The following is a 17577-nucleotide window of genomic DNA, read 5'->3' as shown; positions in this document are numbered from 1 at the left end:
TAATTGAATTGCCGAGGATTCCCGCTTATTGTCCTAAAAATATTGATACCTCCTTCTCTTCGCCACCAAAAAGATAACTGACACCGTCACGGACATACATTCCGCCACGATAATTGCACCCCAGATTCCGTTCAAGCCCAGGAGCAGCGGCAGAATGATAACCGATGCACTTTCAAACACAAGAGTACGCAAAAATGCTATCAGCGCCGAGGTCAGTCCATCTCCCAGCGCCGTAAAAAAGGCGGAACTGAAAATGGAGAAACCGCAGAATAAGAACGAAACCGCATAAATGGAATACGCATGTACCGTCATGTCCAGAAGCCCGGCATCATATCCTACGAAAATAGCTGCCAACGGTGCCGCCATCACCTCGGACAGCAGCAGCATGCTCAGAGACGCCGCCGCGATCAGAAGCACACTGCGCTTTAGCAGGTTATTTAACTCCTTTTTATTTCCTGCGCCGTAGTGATAGCTGATAACCGGAGCTACGCCGGTCGCATAACCGATGAAAATCGCAAGGAAAATAAAATCCACATACATGATGGTTCCGTAAGCTGCGACTCCGTTTTCTCCCGCGTAGCGCATCAGCTGCGCGTTATACAGCATGCCGACAATGGACATGGAAATACTGCTCATCAATTCCGATACACCGTTGGTGCAGGCACGTCTGAGCGCTCCTCCATCCCACTTTGGTCTGCGAAGGCGCAGGCTGCTGCTGTTCTTCCGCAGGAAATAAACCAGCGGTATCGTTCCGCCTATGATCTGTCCCATCGCAGTCGCCATCGCCGCTCCGGCAATTCCCCAATGGAACACTCCCATGAACAGAACATCTCCCGTCATATTGAGCACACCCGAAATGATCGTTACAATCAGCCCCAGCTTCGGCTTCTCCGCCGTCACGGAAAGGCTGCCAAACGCATACTGCAACATTAAAAACGGAAGCGCCACCAGAATGATCCGTCCATACCGGATGCAGTCCGCCAGCATCTCTCCCTCCGCGCCAAGAAAGGCAGCGATCTGCGGTAAAAACAGAATACTGATAACCGCAATTACCAGACCAGAAACAAAGGTCGCAGCGATCAGAAGGGAAAAAATCTCCTGCGCCTTCTCACGCCTGCCCTCGCCCATAATCCGGGCGATCAGGGCACTTCCACCCGTGCCGAACATAAATCCCATGGCACCTACGACCATCAGAAACGGCATAATGAAATTGACCGCCGCAAACGGCGTTTTTCCTACAAAATTCGATACAAAATATCCATCTACCACTCCGTAAATGGAGGTAAAAATCATCATTAAAATAGATGGAATTGTAAACCGGATCAATCTCCCAAAACCGAAATGATCCGATAACTGAATCCTCTGTTCCATAACATTCTCCTGTCAAATTTTTAAGTAATTCTGCCATTATATCACGATTCGCATCTTCGATGCTTACCGCTGCTGACGCAGCTATCGTGATCGCCATTCGCCGTTCGCCATAAATCTGCAAGCAGCTTTCTGGCTCACTTGCGCTCATTATATCATAATTCTTCACATCACGGAACATCACCTGCACCTCTTCTCCCTTGAGCCAAATAAATATTATTCCTACGGTTGATTTTTTCGGAATTATTCTGTATAATGAAAATAAATTTACAATTTAACGCGTTAAACCTCAACGCATTAAATTCAAAAAAGCACGATTTTCACATTAGGGAGGAACTATGTTATGAGCGAAGACAAAAAATTAAACATGCCTCAATCGCTTCTGCTTCTGCTCCTGATCATCGGAGCGGTTGCAGTCTGCATCCGGCTGAAAACGGGCGGACCGATGATTGGACTATTTATGAGCTGGATCATCATCTATCTGTTTTGTAAGGTATTACGCATAAATTATGAGCATGTTGTAAACGGCGCTTACGACGCGATCCGGGTTGTCGTTCCTACCTTGTGCCTGCTCATGGCAATCGGCGTCATGATCGGTACCTGGCTGCAAAGCGGCACGATTGCAACCATCATTGTCGGCGGTTTAAAACTGATCAACCCGACCTGGCTGCTGCCTCTGACCCTGATTTTCTGTGCCGTATTAAGCCTTGTGACCGGAACCTCCTACGGTTCCGTCGGCAGTGCCGGTGTTGCCATGATGGCAATCGGCAACGCGATGGGCATCCATCCTGGCATGGTGGCAGGTGCTGTCATCTGCGGCGCGATGTTCGGTGACAAATTAAGCCCGCTTTCCGACACAACCAACCTGGCTCCAGCGGTTGCTGGCTCTAAATTAAACGACCACGTGCGTTCCATGCTCTGGACCACGCTTCCGACCTTTGTCATCAGCCTGGTTCTCTTTGTAATTCTTGGCATCAGCCAGACTTCAGGGAACTATGAAACTGGAAATCTTCTGACATACATCGATGCCCTGCAAGATGAGTTTAAACTTGGCTTCATCACTCTGCTGCCAGCCATCGCAATCATTATTCTGCTTTTATGCAAAGTAAACGCGGTTGTCTCCCTTGGTCTTTCCGCCATCTGCGCCGGAGCTGTCTCTTTCTTCTATCAGGGCGCAACTCTGCAGAGTATCATCCGTGTTGCTTACAACGGATACAGTACCAGCATTGAGGAAGGTATTTTACAGACCATCTTAAACCGCGGCGGTATGAGCAGCATGCTTCAGTATGTGGCAATCATCTGCTTTGCAGTTGGTATGGGCGGTATGCTGGATCGCCTCGGCGTTCTCGGCAATCTCTTAAACGCCATCGTAAATCACATCAACAGCGATGGCAGCCTGATTGCAGCAAGCCTTTTAGTCGGCTATGTAACCAGCTTAATCAGCTGTTCCCAGCCGATGTCCCACGTCCTGACTGGAAATATGATGAAACCGCTGTTCAAATCCAGAAAAATCACACCAGAAATCCTTTCTCGTACCCTTGAGGACGCAGGTACTTTATCCGGTCCGATGATTCCGTGGCACGGTTACTGTGTATACATGTCTGGAACCCTCGGCGTTGCCTGGTCCGTATTCTTCCCGTACCTGTTCTTACTGTACTTAACACCTTTGTTCAGTATTTTCTATGGATTTACGGGAATCTCCATCCGGCATACAGACGACGCTCAAAATTAAACCTTTCACTTGATGAAAACAAAAGGATCGAAACATATATTCAGCCTTTGACACGGTGTTTACCTGTGCAAAGGCTGAACACATCTAATTTGCCCGAACTTTTTTCATGATTTCGAGCAAAATATATTACATATGAAATCAGGAGATGAATATTTATGATGGAAACAAAGCTTGTACTTCTCGGAACCGGCACCCCGAACGCCTGCCCGAATGCCAGCGGTCCTTCTTCCGCAGTTGTCGTAGGCGACCGCGCTTATCTTGTAGATTTTGGTCCTGGCGTTGTTCGTCAGGCGGCGAAAGCATACCAACAGGGAATTGATGCCCTGCGCCCGGACCGGCTGATGATCGCATTCTGCACACATCTGCACACCGATCACACGGCTGGCTATCCGGATCTCATTTTTACCCCCTGGGTGCTGGAACGCCCGGAACCTCTGAAAGTATTCGGTCCAAAAGGCATCCAGAACATGACCGAACATATTTTAAAAGCATATGAGACGGACATCAACTTCCGTATCCACGGCTTTGAAAAAGCCAACGAAAATGGCTACAAAGTCGAAACTACTGATATCCAGCCTGGTATCATTTATCAGGATGACCGTGTGACGGTTGAAGCATTTCCAGTCAGCCACGGTACGCTTGAAAGCTACGGATTTAAGTTTACAACACCGGATAAAGTGATCGTGATCAGCGGTGACACGGCTCCGCTTGAGATTGTGGCGCAGAAAGCGGAAGGCTGCGATATCCTCCTCCATGAGGTCGAGTACACCGCCGGTCTTTCCGCCAGAGAGCCAAAATGGCAGAAATACCACCAGGAAGTTCACACTCTCAGCGTTGATCTGGCAAAGATTGCCGCCAAAGCACACCCGCAGCTTCTGGTTACCTACCACCGTATCTATCACATGGAAATCCAGGACAACACCCGCGATGTCGAGGTTGAGATGGCGCGCAGAAACACCGCCATTTTGCAGGAAATCCGTGATGCTGGATATGAAGGCGCCGTTGTAAATGGACAGGATTTGGATGTATTCTAAGAAAAATTTAAGGGGATGCGAATTAAGTCAGTCGCTGCCACCCCTGTTCTCAGACCTTCAAGCCTTATATATAAAAAGCAGATATTCTCACACAATGGAGAATATCTGCCATCCAGTCTGACTCATTCTACGGTACGGAAAACATAGACCTGAAGTTTCAAACGTGCCACTTTGGGAGAATATATTAGAACAATACTTCTCCGATAATCTCCACCGCATCGCTGATGCAGTCCGGACAGGCACGCAGCACATTTCCCGTCTCCACACCCTTCAAATCCCTACAGACCACGCTCTGGTTCTTCTCAAGGAAACGCGCGATGCACTCTTTGGCATCCTTATAAGAAACCGCCTTCGAATTCGCCAGCTCCAGATCCCCGGTACTATCCTTCAGCCCTGCCAGCACAGCCGCCGCCGAAATGGCCCCGCAGGTACCATTCATGCCGCCCATGCCAAGACCAAGCCCCTCCGTCACCTTAAACAGCGCCACCTTGTCCAAATCCACCTTATCCGCAAACGCACACGCCACCGACTGGGCACAATTATACCCCATTGCATGAAACTGAGCCGCCTGCTGCTGACGCGCTGAAATCTCTTCTTTCGTCATACTGATACCTCCTAAAATTTTCTTAATCTGCTAATTTTTTTATATTGTACTATTTATGCCAATTATAACATACATTCCCACTTTTTAAACACCCCAAAAAGCATACAACATACAGCGCCAGAAGCCAAATGCCCTCCGTTGCATTTGCAGGAGTCTTGGTAACTCTTGGCTCGCAGAGATTTGTGTTAGAGTTCAAAATACACCTGTCTGAGCGAAGCGAGTTTGTATTTTGGACTCTGCTTTTAACAAATCTATGCAAGCCTAGTGTTACCGGCTCCGAAACCGCAACGGAGGGCATTTGGCTTCTGGCGCGTCACCTTGCCATTTTTATGCATTTCTATATATTTCTATTTCATCAGCGTAACCATAACCGCCTTCTGGGCATGCAACCGGTTTTCCGCCTCTTCAAAGATCTCTGACGCATGTTCTTCAAAGATCTTCTCGGTAATTTCCTGTCCACGGTAAGCCGGCAGACAGTGCATTACCATCGCCCCCGGTTTTGCCGCAGCCATCAGTTCATCATTGATCTGATATCCCTGGAATGCCTGCTGGCGGATCTTCTTCTCTTCTTCCTGACCCATGGAAGTCCATGTATCTGTGATGACAACGTCTGCATTTTCCACTGCCTTGATCGGATCATTTACCAGTGTAAATGCGTCATTGCCAGCTGCGAAATCCAGCACTTCTTTCGCCGGACGGTAATTATCCGGAGTTGCGATAGATACCTGCATATCCGATTTCAGACCGCCTACGATCAGGGAGTTCGCCATGTTGTTGCCGTCGCCGATGTAACACATCTTGAGCCCTTTCAGTACGCCGTATTTCTCACGGATCGTCATCAGGTCAGCCAGTACCTGGCACGGATGGCAGAAATCAGTCAGACCGTTGATGATCGGGATAGAACCGTATTTTGCCAGATCCTCCACTTCTTTCTGCTCGTAGGTACGGATCATGATGCCGTCCAGATAACGGGAGAGTACGCGTGCGGTATCCTGTACCGGCTCACCGCGTCCGATCTGTAAGTCGCGGGAGGAAAGGAACAGTGCCTGTCCGCCGAGCTGGAACATACCTGTCTCAAAGGAAACTCTGGTACGGGTGGATGACTTCTGGAAAATCAGACCGATAGATTTGCCCTCCAGAAGACGATGTGAAATGTGATGTTTTCGTTCATATTTTAACTGATCTGCCAGATCCAGGATCGAGGTAATCTCCTCCGGTGTGCAGTCTAACAGCTTTAATAAATGCTTCATGTCTAAAATACCTCCCTCATAGCAGCGATTGCCTCGTCCATCTCCTCTTTCGTGATGACAAGGGGCGGAAGCAGACGGATCGCCTCTGTACCGGCTGTCAGGACCAGGACGCCTTTTTCCATCAACTGACTGACCATCGCAGCTCTCTCATCTTTGTCCACTACGATGCCTAACATCAATCCCATGCCGCGAACAGTCTTTACCTTTGGAGAACCGATCGCTAAAATCTCCTTTTTCAGGTACTCGCCCTTTTCCTGAACCGATTTCAGGAATTCCGGCTTATTTACGATATCTAATACGGTATTGGCAGCCGCACAGCAGAGCGGATTGCCGCCGAAGGTTGTACCGTGCGTACCGGCGCCCAGTACATCCTGGCATTTCTTATCCGCCATGACAGCACCGATCGGAACACCGCCGCCGAGTCCTTTGGCCATACTGATGATGTTCGGCTGAACGCCGTACTGCTCATAGCAGAACAGGCTTCCGGTACGTCCGATGCCCGTCTGAACCTCGTCAATCAGAAGCAGGATGTCCTTCTCCTTGCAGAACTCGGCAGTTGCCTGTACAAATTCCTTATCAAGCGGAAGGACGCCGCCCTCGCCCTGAATCATCTCCATCATGACAGCGCAGGTCGTACCATCGATCTTGCGCTTCATGTCTTCGATATCATTGGCTGCTGCATAATCAAATCCTTCCGTAAATGGGAAGAAATACTGATGAAACTTGTCCTGTCCGGTTGCCTTTAATGTCGTCACGGTACGTCCGTGGAAGGACTGTTTCAGCGTGATAATCTTATTTCTTCCCTCGCCGTATTTGTCAAAGGAATACTTTCTTGCCAGCTTGATCATACCCTCGTTGGCTTCCGCACCGGAGTTTGCAAAAAAGATTTTTCCCATTCCGGCTGCATCGACCAACTTCTTTGCTGCCTGCACCATAGGCTCGGTGTAATACAGGTTGCAGGCGTGCATCAGCTTATGTGCCTGCTCCGATATCGCAGTCGTCAGCGCATCGTTGTCATGACCAAGACTGTTGACACCGATGCCGGAGGTCAGATCAATGTATTTCTTTCCCTCCGTATCCCACAGCGTCGCGCCTTTTCCGTGATCCAGCGCAATCGGAAAGCGGCCGTATGTATGCATGATATATGTTTCTTCGCCCTGCTTGATTTCTTCAAATGTCATAAAAATCCTCCATGCATCTTTCAAACTTTGTTTACGAGAACATGGTTCCTACACCGTCATTGCTCAAAAGCTCGACCAGAATCGAGTGCGGCACACGACCATCCTGGATATTGGCACGTTCTACGCCCTGGCGCACTGCCTCAACGCAGCAATCTACCTTCGGAATCATGCCGCCGGAGATCACGCCCTCTTTGATGAGTGCCGGAACCTCGGAAACTTTCAGTCTCGGAATCAATGTCGAATCGTCTTTCGGATCGCGCATCAGACCGCATACATCCGTCAGAAGAATCAGTTTTTTCGCTTTCAGTGCCACCGCCAGCTTCTCCGCTGCCGTATCTGCATTGATGTTATAGTTTGTCTCCTCGTCCATGCCTGCTGCCACGGAGGAAACAACCGGGATAAAGCCCTCATTTAAAACATCGAGAACGACTTTCTCATTGACTTCTTTAATATCTCCCACATAGCCGTATTCCGTTCCATCCGGATCGACTAACTGGATCGCCTTAAAGAGTCCGCCGTCCATGCCGCCCAGACCAACGGCATGTCCGCCTGCTTTCTCAAACAGGGAAACAAGGTTTTTGTTAACCTTGCCGCAGAGAATCATCTGGACAATATCCATCGTCTCGCGGTCTGTGTAGCGCAGACCTTTGACAAATTTAGACTCTTTTCCGATTTTTTTGAGCATCTCCGAAATTTCCGGACCACCGCCGTGTACCAGCACGACCTTGATGCCTACCAGATTTAAAAGGACGATATCCTCGATCACCGCCTGCTTTAAATCTTCATTAATCATGGCGTTTCCGCCGTATTTTACAACGATAATTTTACCAGCATATTCCTGAATATATGGCAGCGCCTCTACCAGGACTTCTGCGCTCATTTTTGATCCTGTTTTCATCACGTCCGATAATCTCCATTAATCTTCACATAATCATAGGTCAAATCGCATCCCCAGCAGGTAGCGCTTCCGCTGCCTTCCTGAAGTGTTACATTGATCTCCACTTCATCCTGGCTTAAGATTTTCTTTGCCAGATCTTCATCAAAATCGAGTCCCCTGCCGTCCTCACAGACTGCAATGCTGCCCTCTTTGGAGGCAAACTCGACTAACACTTTCTCCGTGTTAAACGCAGCTCCGGAATAGCCCATCGCGCAGAGAACGCGTCCCCAGTTCGCATCGGAACCGAACATTGCTGCTTTGGTCAGGGAAGAACCGGCGATGGATTTTGCCAGTACCTCGGCTGTCTCCTCATCCTTCGCTCCCTTCACGGTACAGGTCATCAGCTTGCTTGCGCCCTCGCCGTCTGCCGCAATCTTACGAGCCAGATCCTGCATGACTGCCTGCAATGCCTCGCAGAATGCCTCGTATGCCGGACCTTCTGCAGTAATCTCCGCATTGCCAGCCATACCATTTGCCAGAACGGTACACATATCGTTGGTGGAGGTATCGCCGTCAACGGTCACACGGTTGAAGGTACGTTTTACATTGAATAACAGCGCCTTGCGGATCATCTCGCTGCTGACTGCACAATCGGTTGTGATGAAGCACAGCATCGTTCCCATATTCGGGTGAATCATGCCGGAACCCTTACAGATACCGCCGATGTGGCAGGTTGTTCCATCTACATCAAATTCAACAGCGATCGTCTTCACTTTTGTATCGGTCGTCATGATCGCTTCTGCAGCTACCAGGGAGTTGTCATATTTCATCTCCATCTCGCCTGCATGAGCCTCGATCGCCTCAACCGGAAGCGTCTGACCGATGACGCCGGTCGATGCTACGATTACATTTTCCTCCGAAACGCCCAGCGCTCGCGCGCCTGCCTTTGCCTGTCTTCTTGCATTCTCCATGCCAAACGGAGCGCACGCGTTCGCATTTCCGGAATTGACAATAACCGCCTGTGCCTTTCCGTCGGCCAGATGTTCCTTTGTCAGTAAAATCGGTGATGCCTTGACGCGGTTGGTCGTATAAACCGCCGATGCGTTGCAGACACAGTCCGAAAGGATCATCGCCAGATCCTTTTTTGTATGAGATTTGCGGATTCCACAGCGCATCGCGCCCGCTTTAAATCCTTTTGCAGCACAAACACCGCCTTCGATTATCTTCATATGACATTCCTCCTGTCATTTTTAATGTACTCTCGGAATCTTTCTGTGCTTGATTTTGTGAGATGTTTTTTTGTCAGTTGTGCCCAAATTTCTGAGGCGTACGCGGTGCGTACGTTGATGAAATTCGGGTGCGGCTGGCGGAAAATCAGCCACAAAAGCAAGTGCAGAAAGACTCCGAGAGTACATTTTTATATAACTTCGTCTCTATAGTCCCCCGCAGCTATTTTATGGTTTTATCTCTCAACCCCAAAATATCTAAAAAAACCATCTGCCGTTCTTTTATTATAGCACTTTTCTATAGTGCCAGTCCAGTTGTCTCCTCAAATCCGAGCATCAGGTTCATGTTCTGAACGGCTGCGCCTGAAGCACCCTTTCCAAGATTATCAAAGAGCGCCGTCACCATGGTCTGTTCCCCGTGACCATTGACAATCAGCTCCAGACTGTCTCGGCCTGCCATATCTGCCGCCGCGATCATACCGTCATATCCAAACGGATGTACCTTAATGAGCTTCTGTCCGTCATACCAGCCAGCCAGCTTCTCATAGATATCTTCCGCGGTCGGCCCGCCGTTTAAGAGGCGGTTCTGAAGCTGGATCGTGACCGCCATTCCTTTATAGTAGTCATCCACGATCGGACTAAAGACCGGCGGATAATCAAGTCCGCAGACCTTCTGCATCTCCGGTAGATGCTTATGTTTCAGCGTCAGACCATAAATACGGGGTGCGAAATAGCTCTGCGGCTTCTCCGGCGATTCATACTCGGCAATCATCTTTTTACCGCCGCCGGAATAGCCGGTCAGGGAAAAGACTGTCATCGGATAATCCTTCGGGATGATCCCCTGCGCCACCAGCGGATAAACGGAAGTGATAAATCCAGTTGCATGGCAGCCTGGATTCGCCACCCGGCTGGACGTTTTGAGCGCCTCGCGGTGCTCCTTTGAAAGTTCCGCCATGCCGTACGCCCATCCTTTGGCTGTCCGGTGCGCGGTAGATGCATCAATGATGCGCGCCCCAGAACCTTCCGCCAGTGCAACTGCCTCAATCGCTGCCGCATCCGGCAGGCACAGGAATACGATATCCGCCGCATGAATCAGCTTTCTTCGCTCTTCCGTGTCCTTGCGCTTTGCCTCATCGATCAGAAGCAGCTCGATGTCCTCTCTTTTTGCCAGACGATCGTAAATCTGCAGCCCGGTTGTTCCTTCTTTTCCGTCTATATAAATCTTCGGTTTCGCCATTGTTCGTCCCCCGTTTCCTGTCCTACTCCTGAACCTTGTGTTCTCTTACAAATTTCTCAATCACAGAAATCTGGCGGGTTACTTCTTCCGGAGCCGGTCCGCCGATTACCTTACGTCCACGTACACAGGTTTTCAAATCAATCGCTTCATATACGTCATTTTCAAAGACATCGGAATGTGTCTTGTACTCTTCCAGTGTCAGATCGGCTAAGGACTTGTCCTCACGTACACACTGGGCTACCAGCTGTCCGACGGTCTTGTATGCATCACGGAACGGCATTCCCTTCTTGGTCAGGTAATCTGCACAGTCCGTTGCATTGATGAAGCCCTTCAGAGCGGCTTTCTTCATATTGTCTTTCAGAATCTGCATCGTGGAGAACATCGGTGTCAGCACACGCAGACACTGTTTTACGGTGTCAATCGCATCAAAGACAGCCTCTTTATCTTCCTGCATATCTTTGTTGTATGCCAGCGGAATGCCCTTTAACATTGTAAGAAGAGTAAATAAATCGCCGTAGACACGTCCTGTCTTGCCGCGGACCAGCTCGCATACATCCGGGTTTTTCTTCTGCGGCATAATGGAAGAACCGGTGGAGAATGCATCATCCAGCTCTACAAACTTGAACTCCCAGGAGCACCAGGAAATAATTTCCTCAGAGAAACGGGACAAATGCATCATCAGGATGGATAAAGCGGCTGTCAGCTCTACGCAGTAATCACGGTCGGAAACACCGTCTAAGGAGTTGTTGGTCACTCTGGCAAATCCAAGCTGCTGGCGTACAAAATCACGGTCGATCGGATAAGTCGTGGAAGCCAGCGCGCCGGATCCGAGCGGCATATCATCCATGCCCTCTAAGCAGTTTTCCAGACGGATTACATCACGGCGCATCATATTGGCATATGCCATCATATAATGTCCAAATGTAACCGGCTGTGCACGCTGCAGATGTGTATACCCCGGCATAACAGTTTCCAGATTGTTCTTTGCGCTCTCGCAGAGTGCTTCCATGAAATCGAGAATTTCCTTTTTGATCGCCACGATCTCTTTCTTCACGTAAAGACGCATATCCAGTGCAACCTGATCATTTCTGGATCTCGCCGTGTGAAGACGTTTTCCGGCATCGCCGATGCGCTCGGTCAGAATCTGCTCTACATTCATATGAATATCCTCATAATCCTGTGAGAAATGAATCTTACCTGCCTCAATATCCGCTAAGATACCTTTCAGTCCTTCGATAATCTTGTCTGATTCTTCCTTCGCAATGATGCCCTGCTTGCCCAGCATAGCCGCATGGGCCATGGAGCCTGTGATATCTTCCTTATAAAGACGACAGTCAAAGGAAATCGATGAGTTAAAATCATTTACCTCCAGATCTGTCTCTTTTCCGAATCGTCCTGCCCATAACTTTGCCATAAGTGTAAACTCCTTTTTATTCTCTGATTTAGAACCAATGCGACCATTGGAACCGGCAGATACCGGAAAACCAATGGTCACCATCGGCTGCGGGCTTGTCGCCTGCAGATTATTTACTATTTTCCTAAATTATTCTACGCTCGGAAAATGCTCGCCGGTCTTTGCTGCCAGAACTTCGTCGTTCAGGGCGCGAACCTTGATCGGAAGTCCAAACAGGTTGATGAATCCAGCGGAATCTGCCTGATCGTAGCAGTCATCCTCATCGAAGGTAGCCATACCTGCGGAATACAGGCTGTACGGGGATGTAACAGATGCCGGAATGATGTTGCCCTTGTAGAGTTTCAGTTTTACATCACCGGTTACGGTCTCCTGTGTGGAATCGACAAATGCGCTCATCGCCTTGCGAAGCGGTGTGTACCACTGACCGTTGTATACTAACTCAGCGAACTTGAGAGCCAGCTGCTGTTTGTAGTGCTGTGTCTCTTTGTCCAGAGTGATTTCTTCCAGTTTCTCATGAGCCTTGTAAAGGATAGCTCCACCAGGAGTCTCATATACGCCACGGCTCTTCATGCCAACCAGACGGTTCTCTACAATATCCAGAAGTCCGCAGCCGTTCTCACCGCCTACCTTGTTCAGAACCTCGATTACCTTCTCTGCATCCATCTCCTCGCCGTTTACACTGGTCGGAACACCTTTCTCGAAGTGGATGGTTACATAAGTAGCTTTATCCGGTGCATTCTCCGGAGATACGCCTAACTCAAGGAATCCAGGTTTGTTGATCGGAGCCTCGTTTGCCGGATCCTCCAGATCCAGACCCTCATGGGACAGATGCCACAGGTTCTTATCCTTGGAGTAGTTGGTCTCTTTCGTAATCTTTAACGGAATGTTGTGAGCCTCTGCGTACTCGATCTCTTTTTCACGGGAATTCAGTTCCCAGAAACGCCACGGAGCGATAACATCCATCTGCGGAGCAAATGCCTTGATAGCCAGTTCGAAACGAACCTGATCGTTTCCTTTACCGGTACAGCCGTGGCAGATAGCGTCTGCGCCCTCTTTCTTCGCAATTTCAACGATTCTCTTAGCGATAATCGGACGAGCGAAGGAAGTACCTAACAGGTAATGCTCATAAGTAGCGCCAGCCTTCATGGTCGGGATGATGTACTCATCTACGAACTCTTTCTTCAGATCCTCGATGTACAGCTTGGAAGCACCTGTCTTTAATGCCTTCTCTTCCAGACCATCCAGCTCCGCACCCTGACCTACGTCAGCGGAAACTGCGATAACCTCACAGCCATAGTTTTCTTTCAGCCACGGGATTAAAACCGATGTGTCCAGACCGCCTGAATATGCAAGAACAATTTTATTATATTTCTTAGCCATTTTTCATTTCCTCCAATCATTTGCCTGCGTGACGCTTTTTTCTTTGTCTGCCCGGTCAAACAAGACCGGCAGATTTATATGCCTCACGTGAAATTACCCAGATTATACCTCCTTGATCCTAATTATGCAATACTTTTTTTGCATTTTTATGAATAATTTTTGTATAAAAACGTGTTTTATGCATTTTTCGTGTGTTTTATGCATAAAAATGACATTTACGCACTTCATTTATATGCTATGCTATATGATAGGTATAAGTATTATAAATAAGTGCTACTGTGTGTGTACAGTAACATGGTACTGCCCTTCCTGCATTCTAAAATATGCATCTTGATTTAAAATGTCAAAATTGCTATTATAATGTAAGAATAAAATGAAAGCATTCGAAAGGATAAAAACCATGACGATCAATGAAAAAGCACTCGAACTTCATGAAAAATGGAACGGCAAGCTCGATACCGTCTCCAAAGTACAGGTAAAAACCAGAGAGGATCTGGCTCTGGCATACACACCGGGCGTTGCAGAACCATGTAAGGTAATTGCAGAAGATCCGGAAGCTGCATACCGCTACACCATCAAGTCCAACACTGTAGCCGTTGTCTCCGACGGAAGCGCCGTTCTGGGACTTGGCAATATCGGACCGTTAGCAGCTATGCCGGTTATGGAAGGAAAAGCCGTTCTGTTTAAAGAGTTCGGCGGCATCAATGCATTCCCGATCTGCCTCGACACACAGGACACCGAGGAGATCATCGAGACAGTTGTCCGCATTGCCCCGGCATTCGGCGGTATCAACCTGGAGGACATCTCCGCACCGCGCTGCTTTGAGATCGAGGAACGTTTAAAGAAACTGTTAAACATTCCGGTTTTCCACGATGATCAGCACGGAACCGCCATCGTCGTACTGGCAGGCATCATCAACGCCCTGAAAGTAACCGGCAAGAAGAAGGAAGACTGCCGCGTCGTTGTCAACGGCGCCGGAAGCGCAGGCGTTGCCATCACCAAACTGCTCTTAAACTACGGATTCCCGCATATCACCATGTGTGATAAGACCGGTATGCTCTGCAAGGGCATGGAAGGGCTTAACTGGATGCAGGAAAAGATGGTCGAAGTTACCAACTTAGAGCACAAGACGGGCACACTTGCCGATGCATTAAAAGGCGCTGACATCTTCGTAGGGGTGTCTGCTCCGGGCATCGTTTCCCAGGAGATGGTTGCTTCCATGAATAAAGATTCCATTCTCTTCGCAATGGCAAACCCGGTTCCGGAAATCATGCCGGATCTGGCAAAAGCTGCTGGTGCAAAAGTCGTAGGAACCGGACGTTCCGATTTCCCGAACCAGGTCAACAACGTTCTCATCTTCCCAGGCATCTTCCGCGGTGCTCTGGAAGGACGCGCAACCGCTATCACCGAAGAAATGAAACTGGCTGCTGCCAACGCAATTGCTGCTCTGGTTGATGACAGCGAATTGAGCGACGAGAACATTCTTCCGGCAGCATTTGATCCGCGTGTAGCTGACGCTGTTTCCAAGGCTGTGAAGGAACACATTAAGAAATAAACGTAACAATTCAAGCGATTCTCGCATTTACCGTAAGAACCGCACAAAATTTACACAGTTACGAAATAATAATAAAGGAGTTTTTCCATGCTGGCTGAACCGATGACACTTTACAAACTGATGAATCTCTATATGCTGCACCAGGTCAATTTTCCGCTGACCAACGCGCAGCTCTCCAATTTTTTCCTGGATCGTGAGTACACCACGTATTTCACACTCCAGCAGGCCTTGAACGAGCTTCTGGATGCAGGTCTGGTAAAAAAGGAGACGATGCGGAACAGCTCCCGCTATGAGATCACTAAGGAGGGCGAGGAAACGCTGGAATTTTTCGGCAAAAACATCTCTCCTGCCATCGTCAGCGACATGGATGAATACCTGAAACAGAACCGCTTCCGCATGCGAAACGAGGTAGGGCTGATCTCCGATTTCTATAAATCGACCAATCAGGACTACATCGTTCACTGCGAGGTGCGGGAAGGAAAAGCCGTTCTTGTCAACCTTGACATCTCCGTGCCGGATAAAGAGCAGGCGGAAATCATGTGCAATCACTGGAAGGATCGAAGCCAAGAGATTTATGCTTATGTGATGAAATCTTTGATGAGTGAGCATGGGGTGGAAAAGAAATAGCAATATTAGCGATAGAGACGAAAAAAGAAGCCCCATCAAGATGCGTACAACTGATTCAGGGAAAACCTGTTCTGCATCTTGATGGGGGCTTCTTTTTTCTGTATTAATTCCAGTTTTTTTCTTGCTATGCTATAAATAATTAAAAAACCATCTTACTCTACCGTAACACTCTTCGCCAGGTTTCTAGGCTTATCTACATCCAGTCCCTTCGAAACACTTACATAATATCCCAGCAGCTGCAGCGGCACAACCGCTAAGCTCGGTGTAAAGTGCTCGTCAGTCTTCGGTACATAGACTGCGAAATCGACGGTGTCTTCAATATTGTAGTTGCCTGCAGTTGTGAGTCCCATGAGGTAAGCGCCGCGGCATTTTACTTCTACCATGTTGCTGATCATCTTCTCATACAGGGCTTCCTGGGTCAGGATGCTGACTACGAGGATACCATCCTCAATCAGGCTGATGGTTCCGTGTTTTAATTCTCCAGCTGCATATGCTTCGGAATGGATGTAGCTGATCTCTTTTAATTTCAGGCTGCCTTCCATGCTGACTGCGTAGTCGATGCCGCGGCCGATGAAGAACACGTCTTTTGCATTGGCATATTTCGCTGCGAACCACTGGATGCGTTCTTTGTCATCTTCGAGCAGCTTCGCGATCTGATCCGGCAGTTCCTGCAGGGCTGCAAGGAGTTCTTCATATTTTTCTTCTGTGATCGTACCGCGCACATGGGCGAACTGTACGCCCAGAAGATATCCGGCAACCAGCTGTGTGCTATATGCCTTGGTGGTCGCCACCGCGATCTCCGGTCCTGCCAGTGTGTAGAAAATATGATCTGCCTCACGTGCAATCGTGGAACCTACCACATTGACAATCGCCATCGTAGGAACGCCCTGGCTCTTTGCCAGACGCAGGGCTGCCAGGCTGTCGGCTGTCTCGCCCGACTGGCTGATGATGATAACCAGACTGTTCTCTTCCAGAATCGGGTTCCGGTAACGGAACTCGGAAGCCAGCTCGACGCGGACCGGAATACGCGCCAGATCTTCGATCACATACTGCGCTGCCACGCCTGCATGGTAAGCAGAACCACACGCTACGATATAAATACGCTTTAACGAACGAATGACGTCATCGGAAAGTCCCGCCTCGGTCAGGTCAATATGACCATCGCGGATGACTGAATTTAATGTATCCCGAACCGCACGCGGCTGTTCATGGATCTCCTTAATCATGAAATGCTCATAACCTCCCTTTTCAGCAGCTTCTGCATCCCACTCAATCGTCACAAGCTCTTTCTGAATCTCTTCCTGATCAATATTATAGAAAGTAACCTCTCCCTTATGTAAGCGTCCCAATTCCTGGTTGCCGATATAGTATACCTTGCGGGTATATGGAAGCAGGGGCGGAACATCCGACGCGATAAAGGATTCACCCTCGCCTACTCCGATGATCATCGGGTTATCCTGACGGGCTACAAAGATCTCCTCCGGATAATCCTTAAACATAACCGCCAGTGCATACGTGCCACGGATACGCATCATCGCACGCGCCATCGCATCGAGCGGTCCCTCGTTGTATTTCTTATAATAATGATCGATCAGCTTTACAGCCACCTCTGTATCAGTATCTGAATAAAACGTATATCCATTTTTAATCAGTTTTTCGCGAATTTCCTGATAGTTTTCGATAATACCATTGTGAACCGCTACCACGCTGCGGTCATCCGTGCAGTGCGGATGTGCATTGTTCTCAGACGGCTCCCCGTGTGTCGCCCAGCGGGTATGACCGATACCGCAGTTGCCCCGCATTGCGCGTCCATTGTCTGTCTTCTCTGCCAGCGCGCGCAGACGTCCCTTCGCCTTTACAACCTCTGGTACACCTTCTCCGTCTCTGACTGCCAGACCTGCTGAATCGTATCCACGATATTCAAGCTTCTCCAGACCCGCTAATAAGATCGGAGCCGCCTGCTGGTCTCCTGTATATCCTACGATACCACACATATAATTATTCCTCCTTTTTTCAACCAAGCGAGCCGCTGCCATCATATCGCCTCAGACACTCCCGCCTTCGTATCTCTATCTCAAGAATATGATAAATC

14 protein-coding genes are annotated in these 17577 nt (G+C 48.9%); 4 read left to right on the top strand and 10 right to left on the bottom strand.

Annotated features, from left to right (window positions below; genetic code table 11):
- Window positions 1-33: 33 nt before the first annotated feature.
- Window positions 34-1371 (bottom strand): MATE family efflux transporter, encoded by a 1338-nt coding sequence (locus tag PG862_RS06155; RefSeq protein WP_270706858.1) that lies wholly within the window; start codon window positions 1369-1371, stop codon window positions 34-36.
- A 340-nt stretch (window positions 1372-1711) separates the two neighbouring features.
- On the opposite strand from PG862_RS06155, the gene nhaC reads away from it, so the two are divergent.
- Together nhaC and PG862_RS06145 are read left to right on the top strand one after the other, a co-directional pair.
- Entirely contained in the window at window positions 1712-3100 is a 1389-nt protein-coding gene (gene nhaC, locus PG862_RS06150) for a Na+/H+ antiporter NhaC (protein ID WP_270706857.1), read from the top strand.
- A 155-nt stretch (window positions 3101-3255) separates the two neighbouring features.
- Window positions 3256-4134 carry an MBL fold metallo-hydrolase gene (locus PG862_RS06145; protein WP_270706856.1) on the top strand — a complete coding sequence of 293 codons (879 nt, stop codon included), beginning with the start codon at window positions 3256-3258 and terminating at the stop codon, window positions 4132-4134.
- A gap of 184 nt (window positions 4135-4318) precedes the next feature.
- On the opposite strand, the gene PG862_RS06140 is transcribed toward PG862_RS06145, so the two are convergent.
- The 8 genes from PG862_RS06140 to PG862_RS06105 form a co-directional block, all read right to left on the bottom strand.
- Window positions 4319-4738 carry a C-GCAxxG-C-C family protein gene (locus PG862_RS06140; protein WP_270706855.1) on the bottom strand — a complete coding sequence of 140 codons (420 nt, stop codon included), beginning with the start codon at window positions 4736-4738 and terminating at the stop codon, window positions 4319-4321.
- 347 nt (window positions 4739-5085) lie between these two features.
- A complete protein-coding gene (argF, locus tag PG862_RS06135) occupies window positions 5086-5988 on the bottom strand; it encodes an ornithine carbamoyltransferase (protein WP_022358782.1) in 903 nt (300 codons plus the stop codon).
- A 2-nt stretch (window positions 5989-5990) separates the two neighbouring features.
- The gene (locus PG862_RS06130) at window positions 5991-7169 is read right to left on the bottom strand and encodes an aspartate aminotransferase family protein (protein ID WP_107000102.1); all 1179 of its coding nucleotides are present in this window, start codon (window positions 7167-7169) and stop codon (window positions 5991-5993) included.
- A gap of 31 nt (window positions 7170-7200) precedes the next feature.
- Window positions 7201-8049, bottom strand: a complete 849-nt coding sequence (gene argB / locus PG862_RS06125) for an acetylglutamate kinase (RefSeq protein ID WP_408639994.1) — start codon at window positions 8047-8049, stop codon at window positions 7201-7203.
- A gap of 17 nt (window positions 8050-8066) precedes the next feature.
- Window positions 8067-9275, bottom strand: a complete 1209-nt coding sequence (argJ, locus tag PG862_RS06120) for a bifunctional ornithine acetyltransferase/N-acetylglutamate synthase (protein WP_270706853.1) — start codon at window positions 9273-9275, stop codon at window positions 8067-8069.
- Window positions 9276-9570: 295 nt separating this feature from the next.
- Window positions 9571-10509, bottom strand: coding sequence for an N-acetyl-gamma-glutamyl-phosphate reductase (gene argC / locus PG862_RS06115; RefSeq protein WP_270706852.1), 939 nt, complete (start codon window positions 10507-10509; stop codon window positions 9571-9573).
- Between the two features lie 22 nt (window positions 10510-10531).
- The gene (argH, locus tag PG862_RS06110) at window positions 10532-11923 is read right to left on the bottom strand and encodes an argininosuccinate lyase (RefSeq protein ID WP_270706851.1); all 1392 of its coding nucleotides are present in this window, start codon (window positions 11921-11923) and stop codon (window positions 10532-10534) included.
- 129 nt (window positions 11924-12052) lie between these two features.
- Window positions 12053-13303, bottom strand: a complete 1251-nt coding sequence (locus tag PG862_RS06105) for an argininosuccinate synthase (protein WP_270706849.1) — start codon at window positions 13301-13303, stop codon at window positions 12053-12055.
- Between the two features lie 400 nt (window positions 13304-13703).
- Here PG862_RS06105 and PG862_RS06100 point away from each other — a divergent pair, with 400 nt between their 5' ends.
- Together PG862_RS06100 and PG862_RS06095 are read left to right on the top strand one after the other, a co-directional pair.
- On the top strand, window positions 13704-14858 hold the full coding sequence (locus tag PG862_RS06100) for an NAD(P)-dependent malic enzyme (RefSeq protein ID WP_270706847.1): 1155 nt from the start codon (window positions 13704-13706) through the stop codon (window positions 14856-14858).
- An 87-nt stretch (window positions 14859-14945) separates the two neighbouring features.
- Complete coding sequence (locus tag PG862_RS06095; protein WP_107000108.1) at window positions 14946-15485, top strand: DUF4364 family protein; 540 nt, start codon at window positions 14946-14948, stop codon at window positions 15483-15485.
- 152 nt (window positions 15486-15637) lie between these two features.
- Here the strand turns inward: PG862_RS06095 and glmS are convergent, their stop codons facing one another.
- Window positions 15638-17479 (bottom strand): glutamine--fructose-6-phosphate transaminase (isomerizing), encoded by a 1842-nt coding sequence (gene glmS / locus PG862_RS06090; RefSeq protein WP_118628699.1) that lies wholly within the window; start codon window positions 17477-17479, stop codon window positions 15638-15640.
- Window positions 17480-17577 lie beyond the last annotated feature (98 nt).

This window comes from Clostridium fessum (assembly GCF_027698965.1).
GTDB lineage: Bacteria > Bacillota > Clostridia > Lachnospirales > Lachnospiraceae > Otoolea > Otoolea fessa.
Note: the sequence above shows the minus strand (reverse complement) of the source record. Positions and strands in the feature narration are given on the sequence as shown.